Below are 26341 nucleotides of genomic sequence, written 5' to 3' on the forward strand. Positions count from 1 at the left end.
TTGCTCCAAAACGGCCCCTGATCTGCGACTCTTTCGAGTCGGGACGACAGGATTTGAACCTGCGACCCCTTGACCCCCAGTCAAGTGCGCTACCAAGCTGCGCCACGTCCCGATGTGCCTGCGACCTGGGGTTTCCCCTGCTCGGTGGCACATGCAGAACATTACCCCACGCTGAGGGGTGTGCATGCACGGGTAACCCCCGGAGGGGAGGATGGGGAGGTGAACGCACGGGATCGGGACGTTGAAGGGCGGGCGCGCAGTGCGCGGCCCCGGGATGGGCTGGGGCGGCCGTTGCCCTACGGGGAGGCGGGGGTGGAGCGGCAGCCCGAGGGGGTGGTGCGCTCGCCCGGGGAGACCGTGCGGGAGGCGCAGCGGCTGCTGGACGCGGGGATGCCGTTCCACGCGCACGAGGTGTTCGAGGACGCCTGGAAGTCGGGGCCCGCGGGCGACGCCCCGCTCTGGCGGGGGCTGGCGCAGCTGGCGGTCGGGCTGACGCACGCCGCGCGCGGGAACGCGGTCGGCGGGGCGCGGCTGCTGCGGCGCGGCGCCGCCGGGATCGAGGGGCTGGGCGGAGGGCCGTACGGGATCGACGTGCCGGGGCTGGTGCGGTGGGCGCGGGAGCTGGCCGGGCGGGTGGAGGGCGGCGGGCCCGCCGTCGATCCCGTACGGGAGGCGCCGCGGCTAGCCGGCGGCGGGCTGGAGTAGGTCCCAGCGGTTGCCGTACAGGTCTTCGAAGACGGCAACGGAGCCGTACGCCTCGTGGCGCGGCTCCTCCAGGAAGCGGACGCCCTCGGCGGCCATCAGGGCGTGGTCGCGCGCGAAGTCGTCGGTGTAGAGGAAGAAGCCGACGCGGCCGCCGGTCTGGTCGCCGACCCGGGCGCGCTGGGCCTCGTCCTTGGCGCGGGCCAGCAGCAGGGCGGTTTCGGTGGCGCCGGGCGGGCGGACCACGACCCAGCGGGAGCCGTCCGGGCGCGCGGTGTCCTCGGCGAGGTCGAAGCCGAGGGCGCGGGTGTAGAAGTCGATGGCCTCGTCGTAGTCGTTGACGACCAGGGCGGTGAGGGCGATGTGGGAGGGCATGACCTTATTGTGCGCCGACGAGGACGACCTCCAGGGTGCGGGGGCCGTGGACGCCCTCCACCCGGTCCAGTTCGATGTCGCTGGTCGCCGAGGGGCCGGAGATCCAGGTCAGCGGGCGGGTGGGGTCAAGGCGCACGAGGGCCTGCGGAACGGAGTCGACCAGCTGCTCGGGGACGCGGACCACGCAGACGTGGTGGTCGGGGATCAGGGTGATGCGGCGCCTGCCCTGGTCCGGGCCGCCGTCGAGGACGATCGTGCCCGTCTCGGCGACGGCCAGGGCGCAGCCGGTCACCACGCTGTCGACGGCGTCCAGTTCGTACGGGGTGGACTCGGCGCGGTCCTGGACGAGGGCCACGCCGGCGGCCGCGAGCCAGTGCGCGGGCAGGGCGGGCGGCACGAGGACGGTCCGGGCGCCGCGCGCGGCGAGGATCCGGGCGAGGAGCGCCGGGAGGCCGGCCCCGTCGGTGCGGTGGACCTTCGCGCGGTACTCGGACAGGTGCGCGGCCAGCAGGTCGGCGCTCTCGGCCGGGGTGCGGTCACCGTGCACCTGGAGGTAGTCGCGCGGGATGTCCGTGATGTCCCCGGCGGGCGCCGCCTCGGATGGGGACCGGGGCGCCTCGGGCAGGGCACGGCGGATGCGGGCGAGGATGCGGTCCTTGCTGGTCACTGCGGGTTCCCCCGTTCTCGGGTCCACCAGTCGCGGAAGGATTCGGCGGGTACGGAGGGCAGCTCGCGGGTGTCGGTCCAGGCCCGCCCCGGGCCGGGGAGCCGGCGCGGCGCCAGCCGGCGGGCGCGGGCCAGCAGCCGCTCCCCCGCCCGCAGTGCTCCCGGGTGGTCCAGGAGCAGCCGGGCCGCGCGCATGGCGGCCCGTTCGGCGGTGTGGCCGTGGGCCGGGCGGATCCGTACGCGGATGCCGTCGCGGGTCACGGGGCCGCCCTGGGCCACCCGTTCGCGCAGGTGGACGAGGACCTCGGGGATGTCGATGGCGACCGGGCAGACCTCGTAGCAGGCCCCGCACAGGGTGGAGGCGTAGGGCAGCGAGGCGTCGACCTCGCTGCCGGTGCCGCGGAGCTGGGGGCTGAGGATCGCGCCGATGGGGCCCGGGTAGACGGATCCGTAGGCGTGGCCGCCGGCGCGTTCGTAGACCGGGCAGACGTTGAGGCAGGCGGAGCAGCGGATGCAGCGCAGGGCCTGTCGGCCGGTCTCGTCGGCGAGGGTGTCGGTGCGGCCGTTGTCGAGGAGGACGAGGTGGAAGGCGGAGGGCCCGTCGCCTTCCGCCCCTCTCGAAGGGCCCAGCCCGGTCCACATCGTCGTGTACGGGTTCATCCGCTCGGCCGTCGAGGAGCGCGGCAGTGTCTGGAGGAAGATCTCCAGGTCCCGGAAGGTCGGGACGACCTTTTCGATGCCGACGACCGAGATCAGCGTCTCGGGCAGGGTCAGGCACATCCGGCCGTTGCCCTCGGACTCGAAGACGACCATCGTGCCCGTCTCGGCGACCATGAAGTTGGCGCCGGAGACGGCGACCTTGGCGCGCAGGAACTTCTCGCGCAGGTGCAGGCGCGCCGCCTCGGCGAGTTCCCGTGGGTCGTCGCCGAGCGGTTCGGGCGCCGGGCGGCCCCAATGGCCCATCTCGGCGCGGAAGATGTCGCGGATCTCGGTCCGGTTGCGGTGGATCGCCGGAACCAGGATGTGGGAGGGGCGGTCGTGGCCGAGCTGCACGATGAGCTCGGCGAGGTCGGTCTCGTACGCGGCGATCCCGGCGGCCTCCAGGGCCTCGTTGAGCCCGATCTCCTGGGTGGCCATCGACTTGACCTTGACCACCTCCCGCTCCCCCGTGGCGCGGACGAGGTCCGTGACGATCCGGTTGGCCTCGTCCGCGTCGGCGGCCCAGTGGACCGTGCCGCCGGCGGCCGTCACCGCCGCCTCCAACTGCAGCAGGTAGCGGTCGAGATGGCGCAGCGTGTGGTCCTTGACGGCCTTGCCCGCGGCGCGCAGCCCGTCCCAGTCGGCCAGTTCGGCGACGGCCCGGGCCCGCTTGTCGCGGATGGTGTGCGTGGCGTGCCGGAGGTTGGCGCGCAGCACCTCGTCCCGTACGGCCTCACGGGCCGCCCCGGGGAAGGACGGCATGCCGAGGTGGGTTCCGGTCACGGCAGCGGCTCCTCCTCGGTCGCGGCCAGGATCTCCGCGAGGTGCACGGCCCGCAGCGGGGCGTCCGCGCGGCGCAGGAGGCCGTCGAGGTGGGCGAGGCAGGAGTTGTCCGCCCCGCACAGCACCCGGGCGCCGGTGGCCGCCGCGGCCGTGATCTTGTCGGTGCCCATCGCGGTGGACACGTCCGGGTTCTTGACGGCGAAGGTGCCGCCGAATCCGCAGCACTCCTCGGCGCCCGGCAGCTCGACCAGTTCCAGGCCCTTGACGGCGGCCAGCAGCCGGCGCGGCCGGTCCCCGAGGCCGAGAGCGCGCAGACCGTGACAGGAGGGGTGATAGGTGACGGTGTGCGGGAAGTACGCGCCCACGTCGGTCACCCCGAGCACGTCGACCAGGAACTCGGTCAGCTCGTACACCCGCGGCGCCAGGGACCGCGCCGCCTCCGCGAGCGCGGTGCCGCGGCCCTCCGCCGCCGCCTTCCGGCCGATGCGCGGGTAGTGCTCGCGGATCATCGCGGCGCAGGAGCCGGAGGGAGTGACCACGTACGAGTAGCCGGCGAAGGCCTGCGCGGTACGCCGGACGAGTGGTTCCGTCTCGTGCCGGTAGCCGGTGTTGTACTGCGGCTGCCCGCAGCAGCTCTGGCCCGCCGGGAAGTCCACGTCCACACCCAGGCGCTCCAGCAGACGTACGACGGCGACGCCCGTCCGCGGGTACAGCGCGTCGTTGACGCAGGTGACGAACAGGGCGACGCGCATGACGGGCAGAATAGCCGGGTGAAGAAGTTCTCAGTGATCGGCATAGGCGCGGGCGACCCGGACCATCTGACCCTCCAGGCGGTCAGGGCGATCGGCGCGGCGGACGCATTCCTCATCCTGGAAAAGGGCGAGGAGAAGGCGGACCTGACCGGGCTGCGGCGGGCGATGCTCGACGCGCACGCCCGGCCCGGCCACCGGCTGGTGGAGGGCCGCGACCCGGACCGGGACCGGACCCCCGCCGACTACACGCCGACGGTGGACGGCTGGCGCAGCGCACGCGCCGAGATCTTCGAGCGGTTCATCGCGGAGGACCTCTCGGACGGCGAGACCGGGGCGTTCCTGGTGTGGGGCGATCCCTCCCTCTACGACTCCACGCTCGCGATCCTCGACGAGGTGCTGGAGCACGGCCGGGTGGCCTTTGAGCACGAGGTCGTGCCGGGCATCAGCAGCATCTCCGCGCTGCTGGCGCGGCACCGGACCCATCTGAACCGGGTGGGCCGCCCGGTTCAGATCACCACCGGGCGCCGGCTCGCCGAGGGCTGGCCGGACGACGTGGACGACGTGGTCGTGATGCTGGACGCGCGGCACGCCTTCACCGCCCACCTGGACCAGGACCTCTCCATCTACTGGGGGGCCTACGTGGGCACCCCGGACGAGATCCTGGTCTCGGGCAAGCTGGCGGAGGTCGCCGGGCGGATCGAGGAGCTGCGCACCGAGGCCCGCGCCCGCAAGGGCTGGATCATGGACACGTACCTGCTCAGGCGCGGCTGACGCCCCGCGCGAGGTACTCGGGCAGGGCGGCGGCGAGCCGGGCGTACTCCTGGGGCCGGTTGTAGATCTGCCCGCAGACGCGGATGCCGCCGCCGCCCGGCCGGGGCCAGATCAGCACGCGGACGCGCAGTCGCGCCGCGAGCTCCTCGCGCAGGGCGCGGGCGCGGTCCGGGGTCTCGGCGACGCCGGGCGGCAGCAGCAGGGCGCGCATGGCGAGGCCGTCGGTGTGCGGGAGGGGCGTGAGCCCGGGCAGGTCGGCGAGCAGCGCCGCGCCGTGGGCGGCCAGGGCGCTGTTGTGGGCCCGCACCTTGGCCGCGTCGAGGCGTTCGATCAGGTCCAGTCCGTCGGGGGCGGCGAGCCAGCCGGTGTAGTCGGCGGTGGCGCGGTTCTCGACGGAGCGCGGGAAGCCGTGGTGGTCCTCCCAGGACGGTACGAGCGCGCGGACGCGTGGGCGGTGCTGCGGGGCGACGGCGAGGATCGCGGTGCCGGAGGGCGCGTAGCCCCACTTGTGGAGGTTGCCGAACCAGAAGTCGGCGCCGCCGGCGAGGGGGTCTGCGAGCATGCCGGGGGCGTGCGCGCCGTCGACGACGGTGGTGACCCCGCGTTCCCGCAGGTCGGCGAGGAGCCGGGGCGAGGCGATGATCCGGGCGGTCGGCGAGCTGACGTGGTCGAGCACGGCCACCCGCGTACGGGGCGTCAGCGCGGCCAGCACGGTCTCGCGTACGGCGTCCTCGTCGGGCAGGCGGGGATCCAGGGCGACGGTGGTGACCGGGGCGCGGCGGGCCGCGGCCGCGACGACGGTGCCGTAGCCGTGGTCGGTCACCAGGATCTCGTCGCCGTCGGCGAGCGGGACGGCGTCGAGGGCGAGGTTGGCGCCTTCGGTGGCGTTGGAGACGAAGGCGAGCCCGTCGGGGTCGGCGGCCAGGTGCGCGGCGATCCGGGCGCGGGCCGCGGCGAGGCGGTCCGGGACGGAGAGGAAGAAGGCGTCGGGGTCGGCGTGGGCCTCGGCGCGGAGCTCGGCCTGGGTCTCCTGGACGGGGATGGGGACGGCTCCGAAGGAGCCGTGGTTCAGGTGGGCGACGCGGGGGTCGAGGCGGAACAGGGCGGGCCCGCCGGGGAACCCTGCGGGGTGCCCTGCGGGCGGCTCGGCGGGGAATGGGGCTGAGCGTGTCGGCTCGGGCATGCGACCTCCGGGTGTGCGGCGCGGGTGTCGCCCGGATCATCTCCCGGCGGCCGCCGAGGCCGGAAGAGCGCCACCGCGCGGGCCGCGCCGCCCCGCGGGCCCCTGGGGCTCCGCCCCAGGCCCCGCTTCAAACGCCGGAGGGGCTGGATGTGGCTACGGTTCGCGGCCGCTCGTCGCCGCGTAGTACTGGAGGTCCTGGACCTCCACCGTGGGGTCCACCCGGTACGGGAGGCCGACCTTCGCCGTGGCCTTGCCGTCGCGGACGGTCTGCGCCGAGCTGGTGCCCGCCTTCAGCGGGAGCAGCCGGGAGTGAATGCCGGCGGGGGCCTCGTGGCTGCCCTTCACGGAGCCGACGGTCGTACGGACGACGGCGGGCCCGGAGAGGAAGCTGAGCACCTCCACCGTGTCCCGGGGCGGGGCGCTGCCCTTGCGCACCGACATCAGCAGCGACTGGTCGCCCGTCGGGTCGGCGTTCGCGAACTGGGTGCGCGCGGTGAGGTACAGGGTGTCCCGGACGATCTTCGGCCAGCTGCCCGTCTTGAAGCGGGTGAGGTAGTACGCGCTCAGGTCCAGGTAGGCGTGCCCGTTGTGCAGGGAGGGTGCGAACTGGCTGCCCTCCGAGTAGTCGTTCCAGGTGGTGAGCTGCACCCAGTCCGCGCCGTCCTCGATGGCGTGCGTCCAGGTGGAGCGGAGGGTCGCGGTGTTGCCGGCCTCGTCGTAGATGCCCTGGTTGGGGCGGGCGTCCTGGACCGACACGGGCTGCATCCAGATCTTGCCCATGCCGTGGGCCCGCTGCACGTCGCGCGTGGAGCTCTCCTGGCCGACGTAGCTTCGGCTGCCCCACTCGGAGAACCCGTGGCTGATCGGGGCGAACTCGCCGCTGTGGGCGCCGAAGTCGAGGAAGAGCGGGACGAAGGCGGTACGGATGCCGTGTTCGGACTTGAGGGCGGCGATCACCTCGGTCCACCAGGCCACGCCCTTCGCCTCCGCCTTGAAGGGAGAGACGACGAGCCGGCCGTCGGGGAGCCGGTGCGCGGCGGGGGCGTCGGCGAGCGTGGCGATCGCCTTCGCGAGCTCGCGGGGGTCGTCGGTCTTCAGCGAGGTCATGTCCGGCATCAGCATGATCTTGAATGCCGGGTCCACCGAACGGGCCGCGGCCATCAGCAGGTTGGAGCGGTCCCAGTTCTTGCCGGAGAGGGAGAGCAGGTCGAGGGTGAAGCCGTCGATGCCCGCCGCGCGGGCCGTGCGCACCTCCTGCTGGAGGTTGGCGTACTCCCAGTCGCCGCTCTTCGGCACCACGGGCAGCGGCCGGTCGCGCAGCAGGCCGCCGTACTTGCCGTGCTTCCCGCTCTCGCCGTCGGGGTCGAGATAGTTGCGGGTGTAGTAGTCGTTGACCGCGCTCGCGTTGTCGAGGGAGAGCGGGTACGGGGTGAAGTAGTGGGCGAACACCAGCTTCTTGCCCGCTTCGCCGGAGCGCAGGGCGGCCGGCTGCGGCATGTCGAAGGGCAGGGCGCCGGAGGGGCGCTCGGCGCCGGTGTCCACGGCGCCCCCGGGGTTGCCCTCGCCGGCCGCGCCCTTGGTGGGCGCGGGGGTCCCCGCCGGTGACGGGGTGGCCGGGCCGGTGGCGGCCGTGGCTCCGCCGGCGGGCCCGGCGGCCGGGGGGGCGTCGACGGGCGGGACCGAACCGCCTTGTACGGACGCCCCGTCGAAGGGGTCCCAGGCGATGCCGGTGGCCGCGCAGACGCCGACCAGGAGGAAGGCGGACAGCAGCAGGGCGAGCAGCGGTCTTCGGCCGCGGAAGGCCGGCCGGCGGCGGTGTGACACGGGCCGGGGCACGCCGGACAGGCCGGACGGGCCGGGCGCGCCGGGCGCGCCGGCCGTGCCGGCCGTGCGGGCCGGGCGCCGCCTCCCGCGACCCCTCCCGTGCCCCGTCCCGTGCTCCGTTCGCCGGTCCGCTGTCATGCTGGTCCCTCCCGCGCATATGCCCCGAGCGGGGGCTGCACAGCAGTAGAGCCGATTACCGGCGTGCGGACAACCGTTCCCAGGTGCCCGGGGCCGGGCACCTACGTCACCCGGACCACCGGAACTACGCGCCGCGCCGACGCGGGCGGCCGGGTCAGTCGGAGCGGGGGGCGGCGATGTCGGCGTTCTCCAGGATCCCGATGGCGTCCGGGACCAGGATCGCCACCGAGTGGTAGGAGCTGACCAGGTAGGACATGACCGACTTCTGGTCGATGCCCATGCAGCGGACGTTGAGGCCCGGTTCGATCTGCTCGGGGATCGCGGCCGGACGCAGACCGATGACGCCTCCGTTGTCCTCCCCCGTGCGCAGGGCCAGGATCGAGCTGGTGTGGCCGCCCACGACCGGGATCTTCCCGCAGGGCAGCAGCGGGACCCCGCGCCAGGCGGGCACCTGTTTGCCGTGCACCTCCACGGTGTCGAGGGCGAGGCCGCGCTTGTTGCACTCGCGGAGGAAGGCGGCGACGGCCTTGGGATGCGCGAGGAAGAAGGCGGTCCCCCGGCGCATGCTGAGCAGGTCGTCCATGTCGTCGGGGGTGGGCGGGCCGGACCAGGTGCTGATGCGCTGTCCGTAGTCGGCGTTGTGGAGGAGGCCGAACTGCCGGTTGTTGAGCAGTTCGGACTCCTCGCGTTCGCGCATCGCCTGCACGGTCAGGCGCAGTTGCTGCTCGAACTGGTTCATCGGCTCGTTGTAGAGGTCGGCGACCCGGGTGTGGATCCGCAGCACGGTCTGGGCCAGGCTCAGCTCGTACTCGCGCGGCTGCAGCTCGTAGTCGACGAAGGTGGCGGGCAGCCGGGCCTCGCCCGCGTGGCCGGAGGCGAGCTCGATATCGGCCTCGCCCCGCCGGTTGACGGGCCGCCTGCCGTTCTCGACGTACTGCTCCAGGTGGGTCCGCAGGCTGTCCGCGCGGCCCAGTACCTCCTGGAAGGCGCTCCACCGCAGCACCATGACGGTGCCCGCGGTGGCGGCCCGGACGGCGTACGCCCAGCGCGGTTCGGCCTGGCCGAGGGCGTCGTCGCCGAGCTGGTCCCCGTCGGCGACCACGCCGAGGAGTTCGCTGCCGCCGTACTTGCCCGACACCCTCTTCTCGACGCGGCCGTGGGCGATGATGAACACCTCGGCGACGGGGGCGCCCGCGTCGACGAGGACGTCTCCGGCCCGCAGGTCGCGTTTGACGAAGCGCCGGGCCAGCTCCTCCAGTACGGCCGAGTCGGCGTAGCCCTTGAGGACGGGCAGCTCGGTGAGGGTGGGGGCGAGGATGCGTACGTCGTCCGCGCCGGCCTGGACGAAGGAGACCCGGCCGCGCCCGACGGCGTGGGTCAGCCGGCGGTTGACGCGGTAGGTGCCGGCGCCCAGGTCCACCCAGGGCAGCATGCGCAGCAGCCAGCGCGAGCTGATGCCCTGCATCTGGGGCACGGACTTGGTGGTCGTCGCGAGATTGCGGGCCGCGGCCGTGCTCAGGCTCAGCTGCCGTTCGTCTGCGGGGTCCAGGAGTGGCTGCGCCTCTGCGGTCATGCGGGGTTCCTCCCTGCGTCGGTCCACGCGGAGCGTGCTGCACGCTCACCGTGGGGCGCGGGGCGCCGGACGCGGTAGCGGCCCCGGCCCGGGGGCTGTTGAAAATCCCCGGCGGTTGAAGGCCTGCACGCCTGTGCGAACTCCCGGGCGTGCGTACATCCGTGCAGGTTTTCAACGCCGCCGGATCTTCAACGGGCGCGCGGGGCACGGGATCTACCGGGGTCTGGGGCCGCCCCCGCTCCATGGGTGGGTGTGCCGACCCGCAGGAGGAGCCATGACAGGAGGAGCCATGGACCGCGCCCCCGCTCACGCCCCGGGCCGACCCGGCGCCGCGCCCGCCGATCCGGCGGAGGTCCTGAGCCGGCTGCTCGGCGGCCGGAGCGGGCTCGGCGCCGCTCCCCCGCGCGCCGATCCCGGTCCGGCCGGTCCGGGCGCCCGTACGAGTACGCGTACGGGTCCTCGTACGGGAACGCGTACGGGCGACACCCGGACCGAGAGGCCCCGGACCGAGGGGACCCGGACCGGCTCGGGGATCGTCATCCCCCCGCTGTACTGCCCCGACGCCGTGCGGGACGACCCGGCGCTGGCCGACGCGGTGAACGAGGAACTCGTCCGGTGGGCCGACGAGATCGGGATCTACGCCGGGCGCCTCGACATGCTGCGCTCGTGCCGGTTCGGCCGGCTGATGATGCTCGCGCACCCGGACTGCGACGATGCCGACCGGCTGCTCGCGGCCGCCCGGTGCGGGCTCTCCGAGTGGGCCGTCGACGACCACTGGGCCGACGCCGGGGAGGACGCCGACCCACGGTTGATCGGCCTGCGCACGGCGCTCGCGCACGCCGTGGTCGACCCGGTGCGGCTGCCGCCGCGCTACGAGCGGCAGTTCGAGGACCAGGTGGCCGCCGAGCCCGTGGTGCGCGCCTTCCGCTCCGCGCTGGACCACCTCGCCGAGTTCGCCTCGCCCACCCAGGTGACCCGGCTGCGCTACCAGTTGGCGGTGATGTTCGTCGGGTACAACCACGAGGCCGAGTGGCGGACGTCCGCCCGCCGGCCGCCGGTCTGGGAGTACCTGCTCCACCGGTACGAGAACGGCTTCTTCCCCTGCATGGTCCTCACCGATCCGGTCGGCGGGTACGAGGTCCCCGCGCACGAGTTCGCGGACGCACGGGTGCGGCGCACGTACATGTACGCGGGCGTCGCCACCTGCCTGCTCAACGACCTGTATTCGATGGCCCGGGAGGATCCGGGCGACACCAGCCTCCCCCGCCTGATCGAGGCCGAGGAACACTGCTCGCTCCAGGAGGCGGTGAACCGGACGGCCGCGATCCACGACGAGGTGATGCACGCCGTCGAGGCGGAGTCGGCCGCGCTGGCCGCCCTCGGTTCGCCCGCGCTGGGCCGTTTCCTGGAGGGGATCTGGAACTGGATGGGCGGGGCGAAGGAGTGGCACGCCACGAGCCCCCGCTACCACGGCCCCGCGAGCGGCGGCACACCGTAGCAGCAGCCGCCCCGCCCCACCCGGCCTGGCCTGGCCTGGCCACGGCGGGCCGGGATCCCGGACGCTCGTTCAGATCTTGCCGCTGACCAGCCGGATCCGGTGGCCCAGTTCCCGGGCGAAGGCTGCGGTGAAGCGCGGGTGGAGGGGCGGCCAGTCGTCGAACTGGAAGCCGAGGTGGCCGAAGGCGAAGTAGTCGTCGGTCCAGTTCCAGTCCGCGAGCGGAGCGCGGTGGGTGCAGGCCGGGCAGTCGAGAGAGGCGGCGCCCGTGGTGTACCAGGCGTCGAGGGCCTCGCCCGGCCAGTCGGGGGCGGCGTTCCGGCAGTGGGGGCAGAGCGCGGAAGGGGCATCGCCCTGGCCGGCGTAGAAGACCGTACGGCCCACGACGACGCGCAGTTCGTCGCCGGGCTCCTCCTCCAGCCCCTTGATCCGGGCGCGCCAGTCCCAGTGGACCAGGTCGACGGCCTCCCGCCAGCGTGGACCGGCCAGGTACACCACCTCGCCCCGCCACGGCACCGGGCGGATGAACCCCTCCTCCTCCAGCCACCCCTTGCCGTGCTCGCCGCGGGCGGCGGCCTCCTCCGCCGAGGCGTCCAGGTCCACCACGGTCTGCCGATGGGTCCCCACGGGCCCCTCCCCCTCCAGTCGGTGCGGTCGACCCGACCCTACTGACCCGGAGGCACTGACGCCGGAACGGAGCGTCCTCAGCCGAGTCCGCGGACCCGGGCCAGCAGTGCCCGCGCGGTGCGGTTGCCGCCGACGGTCTGGAGGCGGCCGCGCAGCCGGCCCACGGCGTCGTTCACCCGTGCCGAGTCCAGCTGGGGCACCCCGTCCAGCATCTCGTGCCAGGTGGCGCAGGCCCGTTCCAGATGGCCCTGGCCCAGGTGGAGTTCGGCGAGCCTCGCCAGGGTGATGGCCCGTGCGCGGCGCTCGCCGGGGGGCCGGTGCCGCAGGGAGGTGCCGAGCGCGGCGATCGCGCCGCGCGCGTCCCCGAGGGCCGCCAGCGCCTCGGCCTGCTGGTGGGCGAGCGCCGCGTGATGGTAGTCGCCGATGGCGGCCCGCTGCCCGGCCGAGCGCTCCAGCAGCCGTTCCGCCTCGCCCAGCCGGGCCACCGCCGCCCGCCGGTCGCCACAGCCGGCCTCGGCGACCGCCAACTGCCCGGTGACGAAGGCGGCCTGCAGGGTGGGCAGCCGCCCGGCCTCCCGGGCGGCCGCCTCCGCCAGCTCCCAGGCCTGCTTGCGGTGGCCCAGGTGGTGGGCCTGGACGCTCATGGCGCGCAGGACGGGCGCCCAGCACTGCGGGTCGCCCGCCTCCTGGCCGAGCCGCAGGCCCGCCCGGTAGTACGCCTGGGCCACGCCCTGCTGGTTGCCGTCGAAGCACAGGAAGCCCGCCGTGTACGCGAGCCGTGCGGCGCAGCCCACCAGCCGGTGCCGTACCGCGGGCGCGGCGTCGGCGCGCAGCCAGGGCGCCACGGTGGTGGCGAGGTAGCGGGTCAGGGCGGGCCGGGCCAGGCCGCTGCCGAACATCATGTCGGCGTTGCGGAAGACCGGCAGCACGGCCTCGGCGGCCTCCACGTGGTGCGGCCCGATCCGGCCGGCCGGCCGGGCGGGCGCCCCGGCCGCTTCCGGCGGCGGCCAGCCGGCGGGCCGCCAGGCGGAGGAGTAGACCGGGACCTCGCCCAGCAGGGCCGCCGCCTCGATGCCGGCGCCGCCGGCACCCGGGGCGCCCCCGCAGACCCCTGCGGCCACCCCCGAGAGGCCGGCCGAGAGGTCCGGCGCGAGGACGTCCCCGCCGCGCGGGACGCGGCCGTTGTGCTCGCGCGTCCGGGCGGCGCCGGCCGGCCGCGCGAGTCCGGTGTCGGCCGGGCTGACGCGCCGTCCGGTGCGCCGGCTGAGGGCCTCGGCGGCGAGGGCGACGACGTGCGCGGGAGGCCGGGTGCCGGCCAGCCAGTGGGAGATGGAGGTGCGGTCGTAACGCAGGGTGAGGCCGGCCTCGGCGGCGACGCCGTTGACGGCGCGCGCGAAGTCCTGCCCGCTCCAGCGCGCGTCGGTGAGGAGGGTGCGGAGTCGTCCGTTGGGTTCACGCTTGGCCATCAGAACCGCCCAGCTCGTACACGTGTCCATCCATTCAACGCGGTCGGACATTCAACACGGAGGGACCGGGACGCATGTACCGGGTGAGGCCGTCCTGCCCCTAACTAGACGTGTGCGCCGGGTGGCGCACGGTCACACCGCGTGGCCCTGGCGTACGGGAGCACAGCAGATCGCACGGAGCGGGACCGTCCCTTCCGGTCACTCCCGTACACCACCCCCGCTCGGCCCCGGAGGGAGCACGGACCGGCAGCACACCCCACCGTCGCGCACGGCACCCGCGCCACTCCCAGGAAGACCGACCGAGAGGAAGGCCCGCCATGTCCGTCGACCCCAGCACCGAAGCGAGCGCCGAGCACCTGACCGCCGCCGCCCGGCAGAGCCTGAGCACCGAGGCCGCCCGGAATCTGGCCACCACGACCAAGTCCGCGCCGCAGATGCAGGGGATCAGCTCGCGCTGGCTGCTGAGGATCCTGCCGTGGGTGCAGACCGGCGGCGGCACGTACCGGGTCAACCGCACCGTGAGCTACACCCTCGGCGACGGGCGCATCACCTTCGTGAAGACCGGGACCGAACTCCGCGTCATCCCGCCGATGCTGCGCGAGCTCGGCATGCTCCGGAACTTCCCCGACGACCAGGTGGTCAAGGCCATCGCCGACCGGTTCGTGAAGGAGGAGTTCCGCAAGGGTGACGTCATCGTCCGGCGCGGCGAGCCCGTCGACAAGATCTTCCTCATCGCCCACGGGCGGATCGAACGGCTCGGCACCGGCGCCTACGGGGACGAGGCGAGCCTGGACGTACTGAGCGACGGCGACCACTTCGGCCACCACCCGCTGCCCGACGCCCGCTGGGAGTTCACCGCGCGGGCGCAGACGGACGTGGTGACGATGACCTTCAACCGGGGTGACTGGGACGCGGCGCTGACCAGTTCCGCCGCGCTGCGCCGGCACGCCGAGGCCTACCTGGAGGCCGAGCGCGTCGGCCGCCGGGGCAGTGACGCGGTGGACCTGTCCGCCGGCCACACGGGCGAGGTGATGCTGCCCGGCACGTACGTGGACTACGACCTGGACCCGCGCGAGTACGAGCTGAGCGTCGCGCAGACCGTGCTGCGGGTGCACTCCAGGGTCGCCGACCTCTACAACAAGCCGATGAACCAGTCGGAGCAGCAACTCCGGCTGACCATCGAGGCATTGAGGGAGCGTCAGGAGAGCGAGCTGATCAACAACGCGGAGTTCGGGCTGCTGCACAACGCCGACTACGAGCAGCGCGTCTACGCCCGGACCGGTCCGCCCACCCCCGACGACATGGACGAACTCCTCAGCCGGCGCCGCGGGTCGCAGTACTTCCTCGCCCACCCGCGCACGATCGCCGCCTTCGGCCGCGAGTGCAGCCGGCGCGGTCTGTACCCGGACAGCGTGGACTTCCAGGGCCATCGGGTCCCGTCCTGGCGGGGGGTGCCGATGCTGCCCTGCAACAAGATCCCGGTGACGCCGGAGCGGACCAGCTCGATCCTCGTCCTGCGCACCGGAGAGGACAACGAGGGCGTCATCGGGCTGCACCCGGTGGCCCTGCCCGACGAGTACCAGCCGGGCCTGTCCGTGCGGTTCATGAACATCAACGAGCAGGCGATCATCTCCTACCTGGTCACCGCCTACTACTCCGCGGCGATCCTGGTGCCCGACGCCGTCGGGGTGCTGGAGAACGTAGAGATCTCCCGATTCGACGACTGAGGGGCCTCGTCATGACCGCTCGGCAGGAGAGCGACCCGCGGGAGGGCGACCCGCAGGAGGGCGCTTCGGGGCAGCCCTTCGAGCTGCCCGAGTTCTACCTCCCGCACCCCGCCCGCCTCAACCCCCATCTGGAGGAGGCCCGGACGCACACCCGCGCGTGGGCCGCGGACCGGGGGATGCTGGACGGCTCGGGCGTGTGGGGCCCGGCCGACCTGGAGGCGCACGACTACGCGCTGCTGTGCGCCTACACCCACCCCGAGTGCGACGGCCCGATGCTCTCGCTCGTCACCGACTGGTACGTGTGGGTGTTCTTCTTCGACGACTGGTTCCTGGAGCGGTTCAAGCGCACCGGTGACCGGGCCGCGGGGCGGGCCGCCCTGGAGCGGCTCACGCCGTTCATGCCCGCCGATCCGCGCGCCACGATGCCCGAGCCCGCCAATCCGGTCGAGGCCGGCCTCGCCGACCTGTGGCGGCGTACGGTACCGGGCCACTCGGCCGACTGGATCGCGCGCTTCACCCTCAGCACCCGCGATCTGCTCGACGAGTCGCTCTGGGAGCTCGACAACATCAACATCGGCAGGGTGTCGAACCCGATGGAGTACGTGGAACAGCGCCGCAAGGTGGGCGGCGCGCCCTGGTCGGCGGGGATCGTCGAGCACGCGGTGGGCGTGGAGGTGCCCGCGTCCGTCTCCGGGGAGCGGGCGCTGCGCGTGCTGCGCGACTGCTTCGCCGACGCGGTCCACTTCCGCAACGACCTGTTCTCGTACGAGCGGGAGATCGGGAAGGAGGGGGAGCTCAGCAACGGGGTGCTGGTCCTGGAGCGGTTCTTCGGCTGCACCACCCAGGAGGCCGCCGACCAGCTGAACAACATGATCACCTCCCGGCTCCAGCAGTTCGAGAGCACCTTCTTCACCGAACTGCCCGTGCTCTTCGCCGAGAAGGGCCTCGGCCCGGACGGGATCCTCGCGGTCCTCACCTACGCGCGCGGACTCCAGGACTGGCAGTCCGGCGGCCACGAGTGGCACATGCGCTCCAGCCGGTACATGAAGAGCCGCCCGGACCGCACGGACGCGGGGTTGCCCGGGTGGCTGCCCGGCCCCTCCGGGCTGGGCACCACCGGCGCCAACGTCAAGGCACTGCTGGGCCTGACCGGCGGCGCGCGGCGGGTGCGCCGGCACTCCAACGTCCCGCATCCGGTGGGTCCTTCGGTGATCCCGGAGTTCTATCTGCCGTACCGGAACGTGCTGAGCCCGCACCTGGCGGGCGCCCGGGAGCGGCTCATCGAGTGGAACCGGGCGATGGGCATCCTGGACGAGGGCATCTGGTGGGAGGAGAAGGCGCGCGGGTACGACTTCGCGCTGTGCTCGGCGGGCATCGACCCGAGGTGCTCGGCGCAGGCGCTGGACATCAGCGCGGGCTGGCTGAGCTGGGGCACGTACGCCGACGACAGCTTTCCGCTGCTCTTCGGCGCCACCCGGTCCCTGGCCGCCGCCAGGGCGCAGACGCGGCGGCTGCGCGCCTGCATGCCGCTCGACGTGTCCGCGCCGCCGGCTCCGGTCAACGCGATGGAGCGGGGGCTGGCCGACTTGTGGCGGCGCACGGCGGCGCCGATGGGGCGGCGCGGCCGGGAGATGTTCCGGTCGGCCATGGACCAGGTGCTGGACAGCTGGCTGTGGGAGCTGGACAACCAGGCGGCCAACCGGGTCCCGGACCCGGTGGACTACCTGGAGATGCGGCGGGTGACCTTCGGGTCGCCGATGACGATCTCGCTGGCGCGGATGGCGCACATGGACGTGGTTCCGGAGGAGGTCTACGGGAGTTCGGCCCTGCAGTCCCTGCAGGCGGCGGCCTTCGACTACTCGGCCGTCATGAACGACGTGTACTCGTACCAGAAGGAGGCGGAGTACGAGGGCGAGCTGCACAACCTGCTGATCGTCGTGGAGAACTTCTTCGACTGCGACTACCCGGCCGCGCTGCGGGTCGTGAACGACCTGATGACCGCGCGGATGAAGCAGTTCGAGCACGTGGTGGCCAACGAACTGCCCGTCATGTACGCGGACCACGGGCTGGACGCGGAGGCCCGCGCGGCCCTCGACCGCCACGTGGACGAGCTGAAGCAGTGGATCGCGGGGATCGCCGTCTGGCACGCGCGGACACGGCGCTACCGGGAGGAGGACCTGAAGCGCCACCACGCGCACCGCCCGGCCGTGGCGGCGGGCGCCGTGACGCCGAATCCGCCGGGCCGGGGCAGGCTGCTGCCGCCGGCTCCGCACCGCCCCACGTGGGCCTGACCTGCGGGGCTGAAGACCCCCTCACCGGAATGCGACATTCCCCTGGTCTTACGGCGCAAGTGGCGCATAATCGTCGTCACGCGGCTCGAACGAACCCTCTTGCCGCACTTGGTCACGCATGCAATGGGGGGCATCGTGCCGATGAGGGAATCCCGCTCGACCGGAACGCTTCCGGCGACCTCCGCCGAGATGTCCCGCCTGCTCACCGCCGTCCGGCGGGGGCGGGTGCTCACCGTGGCGGGGGGCCTGCGCGAGCCGCGGAGCCTGCTCGTGCGGGAGATCGCGCGACGCCTCGCGTCCAACTTCTGCGACGGGGTGGCGGTCGTCGCCATGGACCCGCTCCACGGCGGCTACGGCCTCCGCGAACTCACGGCGGAGCTGACGGCCGGGCCGAGGGCCGGGCCGAGGGCCGAGCCGGGCTGCTTACCCGGCGTGCCCGCCCTGCCCCGCGGAACGGCGAACGCCGCCTCGTGGCTGGCCGAACGGGACATGCTGCTCGTCCTGGACGGCGCCGAACAGCTCGGCCCGGACGCCCTGGCCTGGCTGCGGAACCTGCTGTCCGTGGCCCCGGGGCTGCGGATCCTGGCCGCCGGCCGGTCCCCGCTGGCGTTCGACCAGGAACGGATCCACCACCTCTGACCCGCTCCGCGGCCCCGCCGTCAGCCGAACTGCCGGCCGAGCGCGCGCCACACCGGGGCCGGGCAGCGCCCTTGAGGGCGCGAGGTGAGGAACATCCGGTAGTCGACACGGCGCGGCGGCAGGCCGCTCTCCACCCAGTGGTCGCGGCCGGAGTGCTTGTCCCATCCGTCGTTCGGCATCCGGATGTGGTCGGAGCGCCCGTCCTTGTCCTTGCTGGTGATCTGGGCGACCTCGGCGTGATCGGCGTGGGCCGCCAACACCACGCAGTAGTGGCGCAGCTGCCGCGCCGGATCCTCGCGCAGCGGCACCATGGCCAGCCAGATCTCCCCCGGGGCCGGCCGGCGCGTGGACGCGGGGGCGGGCCGGCCGGCCCGCGAGGCGTCCCACCGGCGGACCGCGACGACGAAGGCGAGCGCCACGAGCCCGGCGGCCAGGCTCTCGGCCGTGGCACGGACGTTCCACACCGGGTGGTCGCCGACCTTGCTCTCCGTCCACCACAGCGCCGCGGCCACCAGGGCGAGCAGGCCCGCCGCCCGGGCCGGGACCAGCCACCGCGCGTTGGCCCGGCGGCGGCTCGCGAAGAACGCCAGGACGAGGGCCACGACGGCCGGAATGGCGTAGGCGACGAGGTACTGCCCGAAGCCGTGCATCTGCTGGGGCGGTGTCTGCTCCGCCAGCAGATCGGGCAGTACGAGCGGCACGGCCAGCAGGTATCCGACCGTGGGCAGGACGAACACCACGAGCAGGAGCCCCAGGCATCCGATGCCGGCGCACGACGTGTCGGAGCGACGTCCCACAGCTCCCCCTCCAGGTCACAGAGCGCGAACGCTAGCGCAGGGCCACCTCCCCGGCCACCGGGTCCGGGATACGGGTCCGGGATACGGGTCCGGGATACGGGTCCGCCCCGGCCGGGCGCGATGCCGGCCGGGGCGGAACAGGTACGACCGCCTGGGGCTGGGGTCAGCCCAGGGTCGCGATCGCCTGGTTGAAGGTCGCCGACGGGCGCATGATCGCCGCGGCCTTCGTGGCGTCGGGCTGGTAGTACCCGCCGATGTCGGCCGGGGAGCCCTGCACCGCGATCAGCTCACCGACGATCTTCTCCTCGGACTCGGCCAGCGTCTTGGCCAGCGGGTCGAAGGCCGCCGCCAGCTTCGGGTCGTCGGTCTGCCGGGCCAGCTCCTGCGCCCAGTACAGGGCGAGGTAGAAGTGGCTGCCGCGGTTGTCGATGCCGCCCAGCTTGCGGCTCGGCGACTTGTCCTCGTTGAGGAAGGAGCCGGTCGCCCGGTCCAGCGTGTCGGCCAGCACCTGGGCGCGGGCGTTTCCGGTGGTGGTGGCGAGGTGCTCGAAGGAGACGGCGAGCGCGAGGAACTCACCGAGGGAGTCCCAGCGCAGGTAGTTCTCCTTGACCAGCTGCTGGACGTGCTTCGGGGCGGAGCCGCCGGCGCCCGTCTCGAAGAGGCCCCCGCCGTTCATCAGCGGGACGACCGACAGCATCTTGGCGCTGGTGCCCAGCTCCAGGATCGGGAACAGGTCGGTCAGGTAGTCGCGCAGCACGTTGCCGGTCACCGAGATGGTGTCCTCGCCGCGGCGGATGCGCTCCAGGGAGTACGCGGTGGCCTTGACCGGGGAGAGGATCTCGATGGTCAGACCCTCGGTGTCGTGCTCGGCGAGGTACGTCTTGACCTTGGCGATCAGCTGCGCGTCGTGCGCGCGGTCCTCGTCCAGCCAGAACACGGCCGGGACGCCGGTGGCGCGGGCGCGGGTGACGGCGAGCTTGACCCAGTCCTGGATCGGCAGGTCCTTGGTCTGGCAGGCACGGAAGATGTCGCCGGCGGCGACCTCCTGCTCCAGGACCGTGTTGCCCGCGGCGTCGACGACGCGGACGGTGCCCGCGGCGGCGATCTCGAAGGTCTTGTCGTGGCTGCCGTACTCCTCGGCCTTCTGGGCCATGAGGCCGACGTTCGGCACCGAGCCCATCGTGGACGGGTCGAAGGCGCCGTGGGCGCGGCAGTCGTCGACGACGACCTGGTAGACGCCCGCGTAGCTGCTGTCCGGGAGGACGGCGAGGGTGTCGGCCTCGGCGCCGTCCGGGCCCCACATGTGGCCGGAGGTGCGGATCATGGCCGGCATGGAGGCGTCGACGATGACGTCGGACGGGACGTGCAGGTTGGTGATGCCCTTGTCGGAGTCGACCATCGCCAGGGCCGGGCCCTCGGCGATCTCGGCGTCGACGGACGCCTTGATCGCGTCGCCGTCGGGCAGCGCGCCCAGGCCGTTCAGGATGGCGCCGAGGCCGTCGTTGGGCGACAGGCCGGCGGCGGCGAGGGTCTCGCCGTAGCGGGCGAAGGTCTTCGGGAGGAAGGCGCGGACCACGTGGCCGAAGACGATCGGGTCGGAGACCTTCATCATCGTGGCCTTGAGGTGCACGGAGAACAGCACGCCCTCGGCCTTGGCACGCTCGATCTGGTCGTTCAGGAAGGTGCGCAGGGCGTCGACGTGCAGGACGGACGCGTCCACGACCTCACCGGCGAGGACCGGTACGGAGTCGCGCAGCACGGTGGTGGCGCCGTCGGCGGCGACGTGCTCGATGCGGAGCGTGCCGGCCTCGGCGATCACGGCGGACTTCTCGGTGGAGCGGAAGTCGTTCGCGCCCATGGTGGCGACGTTCGTCTTCGACTCGGGGGTCCAGGCGCCCATGCGGTGCGGGTGGGCCTTGGCGTAGTTCTTCACCGAGGCGGGGGCGCGGCGGTCGGAGTTGCCCTCGCGCAGGACCGGGTTGACGGCGCTGCCCTTGACCTTGTCGTAGCGGGCGCGGGTCTCGCGCTCCTCGTCGGTCTTCGGGTCGTCCGGGTAGTCCGGGAGGGCGTAGCCCTGGCCCTGGAGCTCGGCGACCGCGGCCTTGAGCTGCGGGATCGACGCCGAGATGTTGGGCAGCTTGATGATGTTGGCCTCGGGGGTCTTCGCCAGCTCACCGAGCTCGTGGAGGGCGTCGGCGATCCGCTGGCTCTCCTCCAGGTGCTCGGGGAAGCTGGCGATGATCCGACCGGCCAGGGAGATGTCACGGGTCTCGACATTCACACCGGCCGTCGACGCGTACGCCTGGATCACAGGCAGGAAGGAATACGTCGCGAGGGCCGGGGCCTCGTCAGTGTGCGTGTAGATGATGGTCGAGTCAGTCACCGGATGCTCCGCTCCACAGTCTGCGTCTCTCGTCTGCAACATTGCTCGACATCAAGATATCTCGTGATCGGGCCGGTCTGGACAGCCCCCCTGCCGCCAGTCCGGGAGACGCGTGTCACGCCCCGGCCCCCCGGAACGGCAAAAGCGCCGTCCCGGCTGTTCCCAGCCGGGGCGGCGCTCAGGCGTACAGGCCTACGGGCCGGGTCAGGCCGCGAGGACCTTCGGGTTGGGGCCGTACTTGTTCGGCTGCGCGTTGCCCTCGAGGGCCCAGATGACGATCAGGGCGATCCAGCCGAGGAACGGGATGAGGTAGAGCAGCAGCCACCAGGCGGACTTGTCCGTGTCGTGCAGACGACGGACCGCGAGACCGAGGGTCGGCAGCAGGATCGCCAGGCTGTACAGGCCGGAGAGGATGCTGTTGGCACCGATGACGGTGTCGATGATCCCGATGACGATCGAGACGGCCAGGTTGCACAGGAAGAACATCCAGAATTCCTGGCGACGGGCGCGGCCCGAGAAGACGACGTACTTCTTCAGAACGTCTACGTAGTAGTTCATGGGTCCCCCCAGAGGACGGTTGGTCGGCCCGTCCTGCTGGAGCAAGCCGGGGCAGAACTTATGCCCCCCTTACGTCACGGTCAAGCCAGTTGACGCGAAGCCAAATCGGCTGGACCGGACGATTTCCGGCACCGAGGTTGCGACTAGAGAGCACAGGAGTGACCTCATGTCCTTGAATGTCCGAAAACTCCCCGCCGCGCGCCTACTTGACGCCCCGGCAGCCACCTCGATCGTTAGCCACATCGTTACCGCACCGCGACACCGCGGCCCGGGTCGCCGGGAGGAGGGTCCGGAGCCGGGCCGCGGCGGACGTCAGCCGATGTGGAAGGAGTCCCCGTAGACCTTCCAGTCGAGCGGGGTGTTGAGGTTCAGATTGCCCTTCTTGAGGAAGACCCGCTGGGCGGTGTCGACCCGGCTGGTGTCGCTGTGTGCCTCCTCCTGCTTCATGGCCCAGACCCGGGCGTCGAGGAAGGCGTTGAGGTACGCGGTCTCGTTGCCACCCTGGGACGGGGGCTTGGCCTTGGACAGGGCGCGCCCCCGGATGCTGCGGAAGCTGGTGGAGTCGGTGCCGTCACCGTGCATGACGATGGCGTCGTAGTAGATGAACTGGCCGAGCACGCCGATCCCGTCGGACTTGCCCTGCTGCACGGACGGGTTGAAGTAGACCCTGTCGCGCTCGCGGTCCTGGGCCTTCTTGAACTCGGCATCCTGGGCGGCCTTCACCCAGTCCTTGGTGAAGTTGGGGTCGAGGCCGGCGTGCGAGTCGGTGCCGTCGACCCTGCGCAGGGCGGGCAGGTACGTGGCGAGGACGTTGCCCGGCTTGACCTGTGTGTAGTACTCGACGAGGTCGAGCATGTCGCCGGTGCCGGAGCAGAAGCCGATGATGCCGGCCGTGTAGCCGCGGCCGTCGCCTATGTCCTCGATGTACTTGTACTGCGCCTTCCAGTCCAGCGAGGAGTTCTCCGCGCTGGAGACGATCTTCATGGCGATCTCCTTCTTCGCCGGATCGTCGAGTCCCGCGGCCGCTGCCGCCGCGGTCTCCGCCGTGGGGGCGGGGGCCGCGGTGGTCGCGGTGGCGTGGGCGGCGACGGGGACGGCGAGCAGCGCGCTGCCGAGCAGTGCGCCGATCGCGAGCATCTTGCGGTGGGGGGTGAACACAAGGCCTCCGTGGGGTAGTTGAGGCGTCCCGATTTCGTTAGGAAACTTTACTACCAGAGCTGACGACAGCTCAAGACCCGTGCGCCACAGGGCGATCGCCCCGCCGTGTCAGCCCCGATGCGCGAGACGGGCCGTCAATTCCCGCTTGGCGTCCGGCCGTTCGGGCCGGGTGATGCTGTAGACCGCGCTGTCGCGGATCCATCCGTCGCGCATAGGTCCCACAGCCGCCCGTCCCGGACCGCCTCGCACAGTCCGTCGTGGTGCCGGTGGGCGAGCGGCTCCAGCCGGACCCGCTCGCCGGTGAGCCCGTCGGCCGCCGCGCCCGATTCCGCTCCGCCCGATTCCGCCTCTCCCGCTGCCCCGCCCGCCACCGCTCCGCCGCCGCCCGTTCGCTGTTGACGATCAGTGACAGGCGGACCCTACTCGGCGCCCACGCCCGCCCCCGCAGGGTTTTCCCGGGTCAGAGCCAGCCGTTGCGCCGGAAGCCCCGGTGGATGACGAAGCAGGCCAGGGCCATGACGCCGAGGACGAGGGGATAGCCGTAGGTCCAGTGCAGTTCGGGCATGTGGTCGAAGTTCATGCCGTAGACCCCGCAGACCATGGTCGGGACGGCGACGATGGCCGCCCACGCCGTGATCTTGCGCATGTCCTCGTTCTGGCCGACGGTCACCTGCGCGAGGTGCGCCTGGAGGATGGAGTCGAGCAGGTTGTCGTAGGCGCTGATCTGCTCGGTGGCCCGGGTCAGATGGTCGGCCACGTCCCGGAAGTACGCCCGGATCTCCGGCGGGATGACCGGTATCGGCTGCGTGGCCAGCTGCTCCAGGGGGCGGCCCAGCGGCGCCACCGCCCGCCGTAGCTCCAGGAGTTCGCGCTTGAGCTGGTAGATCCGGCCGGCGTCGCCGCGGCCGCCGCTCTCGCTGAACACCGCCGTCTCGACGGCGTCTATGTCGTTCTGCACGGCGTCCGTCACGGCCACGTAGTCGTCGACCACGTGGTCGGCCATGGCGTGCAGGACCGCCGCGGGCCCCTTCGCCAGCTGTTCGGGGGAGGCTTCCAGCTCCTCGCGGACCGGGCCGAGGGTGCCGCGGCCGCCGTGCCGGATGGTGATGACGAAGTCGTGGCCGGTGAAGGCCATCAGCTCGCCGGTGTCCACCACCTCGCTGGTCGCGGTCAGCTCCTCGTGCTCCACGTACCGCACGGTCTTGAAGACGGAGAACAGCGTGTCGTCGTACCGCTCCACCTTCGGGCGCTGGTGCGCGTTCACGGCGTCCTCGACCGCGAGGGGGTGCAGGCCGAAGAGCTCGGCGAGCCCGGCGAGCTCGGACTGCGACGGCTCGTGCAGGCCGATCCAGACGAAGCCGTCGCCCGCCTTGCGGACCCGGCGCAGCGCCTCCTCGACCTCGGCGCAGTCCTCCTGGCGCACGCCGTCGCGGTAGAAGATGCAGTTGACCACCGCGCTGCCGAGCGGGGAGCGGGCGGGGTGGCTGAGGTCGACGGCCCGCCGGTAGCTGCGGCGCACGGCCCGGCGCAGGTTGCTGAACATGGACAAGGACGTACTCCCCTTCGGCGGATCACCGGCCAGTGTGCCATCGCCTCCGGCACGTCCCCCACCAGGGCTCAGACCCGGTCGATGAACACGCTCGTCGACTTCACCCGTGCCGTGGCCCGCGCGCCCACCTCCAGCCCGAGCTCCTCCACCGCCTCGCGCGTCAGCAGCGAGACGATGCGGTGCGGTCCCGCCTGGATCTCCACCTGCGCGTCGACCGTGCCCAGCTTCACCCCGGTCACGATCCCCGGGAAGGCGTTGCGCGCCGAGGTGTACGGGGCGTCCCCGCCCTCGCCGGCCTCCTGCGCGACCTCGACGCAGAACGCGGCCAGGTCCGGGCCGTCCACCATCCGCCGCGTGCCCTCCCGGCGGGTGGGGAACCGGTCCGCGTCCGCCCAGCGACGGGCCGTGTCGACGCTGACGCCGAGCAGCCGGGCCGCCTGTCCGATCGTGTAGGACTCCATGGTCCCGCAGCTTAGAGCCCTCGGTGCGAGGGGCTGCGCAGGGCCTCCCGGGCCGCCGCCGCGATGACCTGGGCCACCGTGGACAGGGCCGGCGAGTCGAGCTTCCACTGTTGCCAGTACAGCGGTACGTCCAACGGCCGCAGGGGCTCCAGCAGCACCAGCTCCCCCGTCCGCACCAGCGGGCCCGCCTGCTGCTCCGGCACCAGCCCCCAGCCCAGTCCCGCGACCACCGCGTCCCGGAACCCCTCGGAGGTCGGAATGTAGTGCCGGACCGTGCCCGCCCCGGCCGCCGCGTCCCCTGTCAGCGACCGGACGAAGGCGTCCTGGAGGTCGTCCTTCCGGTCGAACACGATGGTCGGCGCCTCCCGCAGGTCCCGCTCCGGCGCGCCCGTCAGGTACCGGGCCGCGAACCGGGGGCTGGCCGTCGGCAGGTACCGCGCAAGGCCCAGCAGCCGTACGCTGCACCCCGCCACCGGGTCCGGTGAGGAGGTCACCGCCGCCATCACCTGCCCCTCCCGCAGCAGCGCCGTCGTGTGCGACTCGTCCTCGCGGTGCAGTTCGACGCAGACCGGCGGGTCCTGCGGCACCCGGGTCAGCGCCGGCAGGAACCAGGTGGCCAGGGAGTCCGCGTTCACCGCGATCGGGAGCCGCACCGGGCCCGTCCCGTCGGCCATGCCCAGCTCGGAGCGCGCGTCCCGCTCCAGCCGGGCCAGCTGCCGGGCGAAGCGGACCACCACTTCCCCCGATTCCGTCGCCCGCACCGGTTTCGTCCGCATCAGCAGCACCCGCCCGGTCCGCTGCTCCAACGCCTTCACCCGCTGGCTGACCGCGGAGGGGGTCACGTGCAGGGCGGCGGCCGCCGCGTCGAAGGTGCCCTCGTCCACCACCGCGAGCAGCGTGCGGACCTGGTCCAGAGGAAGCTCATCCATCACGAGCGTTAATGGTACGTAAAAATCATTAGCTGTACTGAACGGTCTGCGCTGCCTACGGTCGACGACATGACACACGGCACCCTGACCGCGGCCCTGGCCGGCTTCGGCACCGGCTTCTCCCTCATCGTCGCCATCGGCGCGCAGAACGCCTTCGTCCTGCGCCAGGGCGCGCGCCGCCACGCGGTCCTCGCCGTGGTCGCCATCTGCGCCCTCTCCGACGCGGCCCTCATCGCCCTCGGTGTCGCCGGCGTCGGCGCCTTCGTCACCGCCTGGCCGGCCGCCCTGACCGCCGTCGGCCTGGCCGGCGGCGCCTTCCTGGTCTGCTACGGAGTCCTGGCCGCCCGCCGGGTGCTGCGTCCCACCCCGGGCGCCGCCCTCACGACGGAGGGGGCCGCCGCCGGATCCGCCCGCGGGGCGGTACTGACCTGTCTGGCCATGACCTGGCTCAACCCGCACGTGTACCTCGACACCGTCCTGCTCGTCGGCTCCCTCGCCGCCGACCGCGGCGACCTGCGCTGGGCCTTCGGCATCGGGGCCGTCCTCGCCAGCCTGACCTGGTTCACCAGCCTGGGGTACGGGGCCCGCCTGCTGAGCAGCCTGCTCGCCCGGCCCTCGGCCTGGCGGATCATGGACGGGCTCGTCGCGGCGACCATGGTCACCATGGGCGGCCTGCTGCTGGCCCGCGCCTGAGCCGCATGTCGGCGCCGGGTCGCCGGCGGGAGCCCGGCATAGTGCTGCCGACGCCCTGTCGCCGGCGTCACGACAACCTGACGTCACGACGACCTGACGTCA

Annotated in this window: 23 protein-coding genes and 1 tRNA gene; 7 read left to right on the top strand and 17 right to left on the bottom strand. The window is 72.8% G+C overall.

The features are described from left to right. Positions 1-38: 38 nt before the first annotated feature. A tRNA-Pro gene (locus ACZ4VT_RS32730) sits at positions 39-112 on the bottom strand. A 59-nt stretch (positions 113-171) separates the two neighbouring features. On the opposite strand from ACZ4VT_RS32730, the gene ACZ4VT_RS32735 reads away from it, so the two are divergent. Next, positions 172-705, top strand: coding sequence for a DUF309 domain-containing protein (locus ACZ4VT_RS32735; protein ID WP_467955072.1), 534 nt, complete (start codon positions 172-174; stop codon positions 703-705). Here ACZ4VT_RS32735 and ACZ4VT_RS32740 read toward each other — a convergent pair. Genes ACZ4VT_RS32740 through ACZ4VT_RS32755 form a run of 4 tightly spaced genes read right to left on the bottom strand, consistent with a single transcriptional unit; the run spans position 682 to position 3977 of the window. After that, positions 682-1077 carry a VOC family protein gene (locus ACZ4VT_RS32740; protein ID WP_467955045.1) on the bottom strand — a complete coding sequence of 132 codons (396 nt, stop codon included), beginning with the start codon at positions 1075-1077 and terminating at the stop codon, positions 682-684. The genes ACZ4VT_RS32735 and ACZ4VT_RS32740 overlap by 24 nt on opposite strands. A 4-nt stretch (positions 1078-1081) precedes the next feature. Continuing rightward, complete coding sequence (locus ACZ4VT_RS32745) at positions 1082-1744, bottom strand: LutC/YkgG family protein (protein WP_467955046.1); 663 nt, start codon at positions 1742-1744, stop codon at positions 1082-1084. Beyond that, on the bottom strand, positions 1741-3225 hold the full coding sequence (locus ACZ4VT_RS32750) for a lactate utilization protein B (protein ID WP_467955047.1): 1485 nt from the start codon (positions 3223-3225) through the stop codon (positions 1741-1743). The genes ACZ4VT_RS32745 and ACZ4VT_RS32750 overlap by 4 nt, the downstream gene beginning before the upstream one ends. Next, positions 3222-3977 carry a (Fe-S)-binding protein gene (locus tag ACZ4VT_RS32755; protein WP_467955048.1) on the bottom strand — a complete coding sequence of 252 codons (756 nt, stop codon included), beginning with the start codon at positions 3975-3977 and terminating at the stop codon, positions 3222-3224. Before ACZ4VT_RS32755 ends, ACZ4VT_RS32750 begins: the two co-directional genes overlap by 4 nt. An 18-nt stretch (positions 3978-3995) precedes the next feature. Between ACZ4VT_RS32755 and cobF the strand changes: the two genes are divergently transcribed. Continuing rightward, positions 3996-4748, top strand: coding sequence for a precorrin-6A synthase (deacetylating) (cobF, locus tag ACZ4VT_RS32760; RefSeq protein WP_467955049.1), 753 nt, complete (start codon positions 3996-3998; stop codon positions 4746-4748). Here cobF and ACZ4VT_RS32765 read toward each other — a convergent pair. The 3 genes from ACZ4VT_RS32765 to ACZ4VT_RS32775 all read right to left on the bottom strand — a co-directional run bounded on the left by ACZ4VT_RS32765 (position 4735) and on the right by ACZ4VT_RS32775 (position 9466). Beyond that, the gene (locus ACZ4VT_RS32765) at positions 4735-5931 is read right to left on the bottom strand and encodes an aminotransferase class V-fold PLP-dependent enzyme (protein ID WP_467955050.1); all 1197 of its coding nucleotides are present in this window, start codon (positions 5929-5931) and stop codon (positions 4735-4737) included. The genes cobF and ACZ4VT_RS32765 overlap by 14 nt on opposite strands. Before the next feature lie 153 nt (positions 5932-6084). Further along, entirely contained in the window at positions 6085-7755 is a 1671-nt protein-coding gene (locus tag ACZ4VT_RS32770; RefSeq protein ID WP_467955051.1) for a glycoside hydrolase family 71 protein, read from the bottom strand. 292 nt (positions 7756-8047) lie between these two features. Further along, entirely contained in the window at positions 8048-9466 is a 1419-nt protein-coding gene (locus ACZ4VT_RS32775; protein ID WP_467955052.1) for a family 2B encapsulin nanocompartment shell protein, read from the bottom strand. A gap of 274 nt (positions 9467-9740) precedes the next feature. Here ACZ4VT_RS32775 and ACZ4VT_RS32780 point away from each other — a divergent pair, with 274 nt between their 5' ends. Beyond that, on the top strand, positions 9741-10964 hold the full coding sequence (locus tag ACZ4VT_RS32780) for a family 2 encapsulin nanocompartment cargo protein terpene cyclase (RefSeq protein WP_467955053.1): 1224 nt from the start codon (positions 9741-9743) through the stop codon (positions 10962-10964). A 69-nt stretch (positions 10965-11033) separates the two neighbouring features. Here ACZ4VT_RS32780 and ACZ4VT_RS32785 read toward each other — a convergent pair whose 3' ends face one another. Next, on the bottom strand, positions 11034-11588 hold the full coding sequence (locus ACZ4VT_RS32785; RefSeq protein WP_467955054.1) for a hypothetical protein: 555 nt from the start codon (positions 11586-11588) through the stop codon (positions 11034-11036). 77 nt (positions 11589-11665) lie between these two features. After that, the gene (locus ACZ4VT_RS32790; protein ID WP_467955055.1) at positions 11666-13054 is read right to left on the bottom strand and encodes a hypothetical protein; all 1389 of its coding nucleotides are present in this window, start codon (positions 13052-13054) and stop codon (positions 11666-11668) included. 317 nt (positions 13055-13371) lie between these two features. Between ACZ4VT_RS32790 and ACZ4VT_RS32795 the strand changes: the two genes are divergently transcribed. The 3 genes from ACZ4VT_RS32795 (at position 13372) to ACZ4VT_RS32805 (ending at position 17711) form a co-directional block, all read left to right on the top strand. Then, positions 13372-14781, top strand: coding sequence for a family 2B encapsulin nanocompartment shell protein (locus tag ACZ4VT_RS32795; RefSeq protein WP_467955056.1), 1410 nt, complete (start codon positions 13372-13374; stop codon positions 14779-14781). Between the two features lie 11 nt (positions 14782-14792). Beyond that, on the top strand, positions 14793-17072 hold the full coding sequence (locus tag ACZ4VT_RS32800) for a terpene synthase family protein (RefSeq protein WP_467955057.1): 2280 nt from the start codon (positions 14793-14795) through the stop codon (positions 17070-17072). A gap of 141 nt (positions 17073-17213) precedes the next feature. Then, on the top strand, positions 17214-17711 hold the full coding sequence (locus ACZ4VT_RS32805) for a hypothetical protein (protein ID WP_467955058.1): 498 nt from the start codon (positions 17214-17216) through the stop codon (positions 17709-17711). A gap of 20 nt (positions 17712-17731) precedes the next feature. Here ACZ4VT_RS32805 and ACZ4VT_RS32810 read toward each other — a convergent pair whose 3' ends face one another. From ACZ4VT_RS32810 to ACZ4VT_RS32840, 7 genes are all read right to left on the bottom strand, one after another. Beyond that, the gene (locus tag ACZ4VT_RS32810) at positions 17732-18508 is read right to left on the bottom strand and encodes a hypothetical protein (RefSeq protein ID WP_467955059.1); all 777 of its coding nucleotides are present in this window, start codon (positions 18506-18508) and stop codon (positions 17732-17734) included. A gap of 163 nt (positions 18509-18671) precedes the next feature. After that, entirely contained in the window at positions 18672-20891 is a 2220-nt protein-coding gene (locus tag ACZ4VT_RS32815; RefSeq protein ID WP_467955060.1) for an NADP-dependent isocitrate dehydrogenase, read from the bottom strand. A gap of 204 nt (positions 20892-21095) precedes the next feature. Continuing rightward, entirely contained in the window at positions 21096-21449 is a 354-nt protein-coding gene (locus ACZ4VT_RS32820; RefSeq protein ID WP_467955061.1) for a DUF805 domain-containing protein, read from the bottom strand. 312 nt (positions 21450-21761) lie between these two features. Beyond that, a complete protein-coding gene (locus tag ACZ4VT_RS32825) occupies positions 21762-22586 on the bottom strand; it encodes a chitosanase (RefSeq protein ID WP_467955073.1) in 825 nt (274 codons plus the stop codon). A 481-nt stretch (positions 22587-23067) separates the two neighbouring features. After that, positions 23068-24150 (bottom strand): magnesium/cobalt transporter CorA, encoded by a 1083-nt coding sequence (corA, locus tag ACZ4VT_RS32830; protein ID WP_362798125.1) that lies wholly within the window; start codon positions 24148-24150, stop codon positions 23068-23070. A 74-nt stretch (positions 24151-24224) separates the two neighbouring features. Further along, positions 24225-24617 (bottom strand): TOBE domain-containing protein, encoded by a 393-nt coding sequence (locus ACZ4VT_RS32835; protein WP_467955062.1) that lies wholly within the window; start codon positions 24615-24617, stop codon positions 24225-24227. A gap of 11 nt (positions 24618-24628) precedes the next feature. Continuing rightward, positions 24629-25546: a LysR family transcriptional regulator ArgP gene (locus ACZ4VT_RS32840; RefSeq protein ID WP_467955063.1), complete on the bottom strand. Its 918-nt coding sequence runs from the start codon at positions 25544-25546 to the stop codon at positions 24629-24631. A gap of 69 nt (positions 25547-25615) precedes the next feature. On the opposite strand from ACZ4VT_RS32840, the gene ACZ4VT_RS32845 reads away from it, so the two are divergent. Further along, positions 25616-26239 (top strand): LysE/ArgO family amino acid transporter, encoded by a 624-nt coding sequence (locus tag ACZ4VT_RS32845; protein WP_467955064.1) that lies wholly within the window; start codon positions 25616-25618, stop codon positions 26237-26239. The last annotated feature ends 102 nt before the right edge of the window (positions 26240-26341 follow it).

Source organism: Streptomyces sp. NPDC029164, from assembly GCF_055563995.1.